The 5,167-nt window shown below is 68.3% G+C and carries 5 protein-coding genes and 1 pseudogene; 3 read left to right on the forward strand and 3 right to left on the reverse strand.

Annotated elements, in window-relative coordinates; translation table 11 throughout:
• Positions 1–560: hypothetical protein (locus M1L60_RS46560; protein WP_253244054.1), on the reverse strand; the 560-nt coding region annotated here is incomplete at its 3' end.
• 462 nt (positions 561–1,022) lie between these two features.
• Between M1L60_RS46560 and M1L60_RS46565 the strand changes: the two genes are divergently transcribed.
• Entirely contained in the window at positions 1,023–1,826 is an 804-nt protein-coding gene (locus M1L60_RS46565) for an alpha/beta fold hydrolase (RefSeq protein WP_253244055.1), read from the forward strand.
• Between the two features lie 95 nt (positions 1,827–1,921).
• Here the strand turns inward: M1L60_RS46565 and M1L60_RS46570 are convergent, their stop codons facing one another.
• Complete coding sequence (locus M1L60_RS46570; RefSeq protein WP_253244056.1) at positions 1,922–2,212, reverse strand: hypothetical protein; 291 nt, start codon at positions 2,210–2,212, stop codon at positions 1,922–1,924.
• Positions 2,213–2,552: 340 nt separating this feature from the next.
• Here M1L60_RS46570 and M1L60_RS46575 point away from each other — a divergent pair, with 340 nt between their 5' ends.
• Positions 2,553–4,469 carry an APC family permease gene (locus M1L60_RS46575; protein ID WP_253244058.1) on the forward strand — a complete coding sequence of 639 codons (1,917 nt, stop codon included), beginning with the start codon at positions 2,553–2,555 and terminating at the stop codon, positions 4,467–4,469.
• A 3-nt stretch (positions 4,470–4,472) separates the two neighbouring features.
• Here the strand turns inward: M1L60_RS46575 and M1L60_RS46580 are convergent, their stop codons facing one another.
• The gene (locus M1L60_RS46580; protein ID WP_253244057.1) at positions 4,473–4,850 is read right to left on the reverse strand and encodes a hypothetical protein; all 378 of its coding nucleotides are present in this window, start codon (positions 4,848–4,850) and stop codon (positions 4,473–4,475) included.
• Positions 4,851–4,973: 123 nt separating this feature from the next.
• Here M1L60_RS46580 and M1L60_RS46585 point away from each other — a divergent pair.
• Positions 4,974–5,167: pseudogene (locus M1L60_RS46585) on the forward strand (fasciclin domain-containing protein); the annotation flags it as partial.

Genomic DNA, 5,167 nt, shown 5'->3' on the forward strand with positions numbered 1-5,167 from the left:
GATCTTCGATTGGAAGAAGCCCTCCGAGATATTCGCCGAACTCGTAGAGGCAAATGCTTCGACCGCCTGAATTCGCCGACCACTGGCCCCGTACTGCCGTGGAAGTAGGCGCCCAGGATGATCTGCACGACCAGGAAGCGCCGAGCGGCGGTGAACGAGTTCTGCCGGCACGTGAGGATCTCGGTGATGTCGCCGCCCTTGTCCCGCAACGTGATCTCAAGAGCCTCGAGGCGCTGCGCGGGCGGGATCCGAGGGTCGATCAACCCGTCGAAGGAGGCTGGACCGACCTTCTTCACTGCTATGCCGAGAAGCGTCATCAGGTGGGTGAAGCTGCACTCCGACCGCGTCTTGCGGGACGTCGTCACGGTGTTGCCGAGGTCGGGAGCCTCCCGCTCGAGACCGTAGGCGAACAATCGGTACAGCTCGCGCCAGCCGTGATCCTGGGGGTGATCGCCCAAGCTGCGGGCGGCCGAATAGGCATCAGCGAGTACGGTCACTTGTCCGCTTCCATCCGCTGCCAGTTCAACATCAGATATATGTCGGGCTGAGACCGCAGACACAGGATTGAAAATCGATCTTGCGCCCATTGTGGGGACACTGCGGCTTCTCAGCCTATAGCTGCGGACAGTACCACGGAGAACACTCATGGTATAGATCACGGTCGTCACTTATTGATCTAGAAGTTCATGATTCGCGGGTGGTGTTGACATACCGTCGTACCCGTTGTGCGGCCCCCTCGACATGTGTAGGAGTTGCATATGGAGCGCATGATGGTTGAGGCGGAACTGCGTCTGAGGCCTGAGCTGGCGCGCCTATACCGAACGGACAGGTGTGGCCGTCGAAAGGCCATCGATCCCCGCCCGAATCAGCCAAGGATTTATGCAATACTCCGTGGCTTCACCCGCCCGGGTGTACCTCGGGGCAACCGGTTCCGGCCGGGGCCGGTGCCGCGTTGGATGGTGGGGTCGATCGGCGAGCGGTCGGCCCGGAAGATCGACTGCGAGTGAGGATTGAAGTCTGTCGTGACTGTCGAGACGAGGGCGGTGCCGGCTCCCGGGGGCAAGGTTCGGATAGCCCACCGGTATCTGGAGCGCGGCAATGATCTGCTCGTGTTCATGCACGGCTTCGGTTGCGCCAAGGAGAGCTTCGACGGCGCCTTCGCGGCCGACGCGCTGGCCGGCTACTCGCTTCTGACGTTCGACTTCCCCGAGCACGGTGGATCCGGTTCCCTACCCGACGGCGCCGACATCGAGAGTGCCGCGGAGGTCGTCACGGCGCTGCTGGACGAGTTCGACCGCCGGCATCTGTACCTCGTCTGTCACAGCATGGGCGGGGCGATCGGGGCGATCGCCGCGCAGAAGCTGCCCGACCTCGCCGGCTTCATCAGTGTGGAAGGCAATCTGGTCGCCGCGGACTGCGGACTCGTCAGCCGGGGCGTGGCCGAGCAGAGCGCCGACGACTTCAAGGAGCGTGGGTTCTCCGATTTCGTCCAGTGGCTCGAGCACTCGCCGGACAGCAGTCATCAGCAGTGGGTGCAGTGGTATCGGCAATGCGATCCGCGCGGCTTGCACGGGCTGGCCAGGTCTCTTGTGGACTGGTGCGATCACCGTAACCTGCCCCGGATCCTCAGCTCGCTGGGACCGAGCGCTTACGTGCACGGCTCGCGCAGCGAGGTCGCCCATCTGAAGAGCATTCTGCGCGACTCCATGTACCAGATCGACGGGGCCGGGCATTTCCCGATGCTCGATCAGCCGACAGCGTTCTACCGGTTGATCGGCGCGCGTCTCGATGCCTTGGCCAGGAACGGGCGGATGGCCAACGCCTGACCGCCTCCCTCAGGGGCGGAAGCGGCAGCCCATGCCGGGTTCGGTGAGCAGGTGGCAGGGGCGGGCCATGTACTGGCGAAGGTAGTTGCTCTCGTTCAGGTGTTGCGGGCCCCACACCCTCGTTCAGCATGGCCTGGCGGCTCAGCAGCTTTCCGGGGTGGCGCACCAGGTAGTCGAGCAGCCACCGCGAAGCCGTCGTCCCCGTCGGCGTAGGCGACTGCGTGGCCGCCGCCGAGGTTGAGTGCGGGCACGGTCGTGCGGTAGCGGGCCCGGATCACCGCACAGGAGCCCATCGCCTCGCGCAGGCACGTCTCGAACGCGCCGAACCGGCTGAGCTGATGCCCGATCGAGCAGTCCAGCCCGGCCGAACGCCTCTTAGGGCGCATCGCGCCCGGACGTCGGCCTCGTCGAGCACGTGCACGGGGGTGCCGTAGGTGGCGGCCAGCGTCGTCATCCGACCGGGACGCCCAGCGCGCGGTCGCGGGCCGGACGGCCGGGTCGAGAGAGGGGCGCAACGACGTACGCAGGGAAGGCAGTGAGCGTCATGCCTCGACGGTGCGCAGGGGTGGGAGGCGTACGCCAGGGTCGTTCACGAGGATGCAGCGGTGACGGCGCGGATTTTGACGCGTTATTAACGCCTGGGCCGATGCCGGACGGCGGTGGGCGGGACACCCTGGTTCGGTGAACGAGCAAACCGCGCCGGTCGAGTACGCCGTGCCCGCGACCATGGCCTCGCCGGCCCATCAGGCGCCGCCGTCGAAGGGGGTGGCGGGGTGGCTGTTGCGGCATCGGGTGCAGCCGGTCGGGCCGGCGGCCGGGGAGGGGCATGCCGAGCAGCACTCGTGGTGGAAGGTCATGTGCCTGACCGGGGTGGACTACTTCTCGAGCCTGGCCTACGTGCCGGCGATCGCCGTGGCCGCGGCGGGAGCGGTCTCGCCCCTGGCCACGCTGCTGATCGTCGCGTTGACGCTGTTCGGGGTGCTGCCCATGTATCGGCGGGTGGCACGGGAGAGCCCGCACGGCGCCGGCTCGGTGGCGATGCTGGAGCGGCTGCTGCCGTTCTGGCAGGGCAAGTTGTTCGTGCTGGTGCTGCTCGGGTTCGTGGCCACCTCATGGCTGATCACGATCACGCTGTCGGCCGCCGATGCCAGCGTGCACGTGGTCGAGAACCCGTTCTTCCCGTCGTTCCTGCACGGGCACGAGGTCGCGCTGACCGTGGGGCTGCTCCTGCTGCTCGGCTTCGTCTTCCTGCTCGGCTTCAGCGAGGCCGTCAGCGTCGCGATCCCGCTGGTGGCGATCTTCCTCGGGCTCAACGCGCTGGTCATCGGGGCCGGCCTGGTCGAGATCATCAACAATGGCGCCGCGTGGTCGGCCTGGACGTCCGCGCTCGGGGAGACCGGGAACCTGTTCCAGCCCGCCCTGGTCGCGTTTCCGCTGCTCGTGCTCGGGCTCTCCGGCTTCGAGACCGGGGTGAGCATGATGCCGCTGGTCGCCGCGTCGAACCTGGAGAACCGCGTCCGCAACAGCCGGAAGTTGCTGACCACGGCCGCCCTGATCATGAGCGTCTACCTGCTCACGGCCAGCCTGGTCACCACCGTGCTGATCCCGGCCGACGAGTTCGGGCCGGGCGGCGAGGCCAGCGGCCGGGCCCTGGCCTGGCTCGCGCACGAACAGCTCGGTGAGGGCATCGGCACCGCGTACGACATAAGCACGATTCTGATTCTGTGGTTCGCGGGCGCGTCAGCGATGGCCGGCCTGGTCAACATCGTGCCGCGCTATCTTCCCGGGTACGGCATGGCGCCGGAGTGGGGACGGGCCGTGCGCCCGGTCGTGCTCGTCTACACCACGATCAGCGTCATCATCACCATCGCGTTCGGCGCCGACGTCAACGCGCAGGCCGGCGCGTACGCCACCGGCATCCTGGCCATGATGGTGTCGGGCGCGTTCGCCGTCACGACCTGGGCCCTCCGCCACCGCAAGCGCGTCGCCACGACCGGGTTCGCGCTGCTCACCCTGGTCCTGGGCTACGCGCTGGTCGAGAACATCATCGAGAAGCCGGACGGCATCGCCATCTCGGGCCTGTTCATCGCCGGGATCATCGCCGTCTCGCTGATCTCGCGGGTCAGCCGCTCGACCGAGCTGCGCGTGGACAGCATCGAGTTCGACGAGACGGCCCGCCGCTTCATCACCGACTCGATCGAGCTCGACGGCGCCCTCGACCTGGTCGCCCACCGGCGGCAGACCGGCGACGCGGCCGAGTACCAGTTCAAGGAGCGCGAGCAGCGCGGCGACAACCCGGTGCCCGGGTCCAACGACATCCTGTTCCTCGAGATCGACGTGGTCGACCCCTCGGAGTTCAGCGACACCCTGGTCGTGCGGGGCGTCGACGTCGACGGCTACCGGATCCTGCGGACCGAGGCGCCGGCCGCGCCCAATGCCATCGCCGCGATCCTGCTGGCGCTGCGGGACGCCACCGGCGTGCGGCCGCACTGCTACTTCGCGTGGGCCGAGGGCAGCCCGCTGGTCCACATGGTCCGCTACTTCCTCCTCGGCCGCGGCGACACCGCCCCGGTCACCCGCGAGATCATCCGCAAGCACGAGCCCGACCAGGCCCGCCGCCCGGGCATCCACGTCGGCTCCTGAGGGTTACGGGTGGTCCCGCGCCGCTTCACGGTCTTTCTCGGCGGCCTGACGGTGTTCGGCCGCGCGGCGGGCGTGCGCGTGGGTCTGGTCCAGCGCCGCCGCCCGGTCGTGGGCTTCAGCCGCCGCCTCGTAGGCCTCGGCCGCGGACTCGTGGGCCTCCGCCGCGGAATCGACCGCCTCGGCCGCCGCCTGCCGGGCCCGTTCCAGCGCTTCGCGGGACCGATGGACCTGCCCGGCGTCCGATCCGCGCAGCGCTTCCCCACCGGTGGCGGCCGCCCGGCGGCGCCGATCCAGTTCCTCGAGCCGTTCCCGCAGCTCCTGGGCCCGATGTTCGGCTCGCGCCCGATGACGCTCGTTGCGGTCGGCGGCATCCTCACCCATACCGCTGATCGTACGAAGAGCGGGCCCGGCCGCGCTCGCAAGATTGCTCCGAGATTCGACCCATCCGGCATCACGCCTGTTCCGAATGAAGGGTGTAAGGCTACCTAAACCGGAGGAAATCTCATGCGCGCCACCAAGTTCACCGCCCTGACCGCCGCCACGCTCTTCTCGATCTCGCTGGCCGCCTGCGGCAGCGACTCCGACGAGCCGGCGGCCGCACCCACCATGACCAGCCCCGCACCGATGGCGTCGAGTGCCGCCCCGGCCATGGAGAACTTCGGCGCCGGCTGTGCCGCCGTGCCGACCGACCCGGCGAA

Origin of the sequence: Paractinoplanes aksuensis (assembly GCF_024137025.1) — a bacterium.
In the GTDB taxonomy this organism is placed as follows: domain Bacteria; phylum Actinomycetota; class Actinomycetes; order Mycobacteriales; family Micromonosporaceae; genus Actinoplanes; species Actinoplanes aksuensis.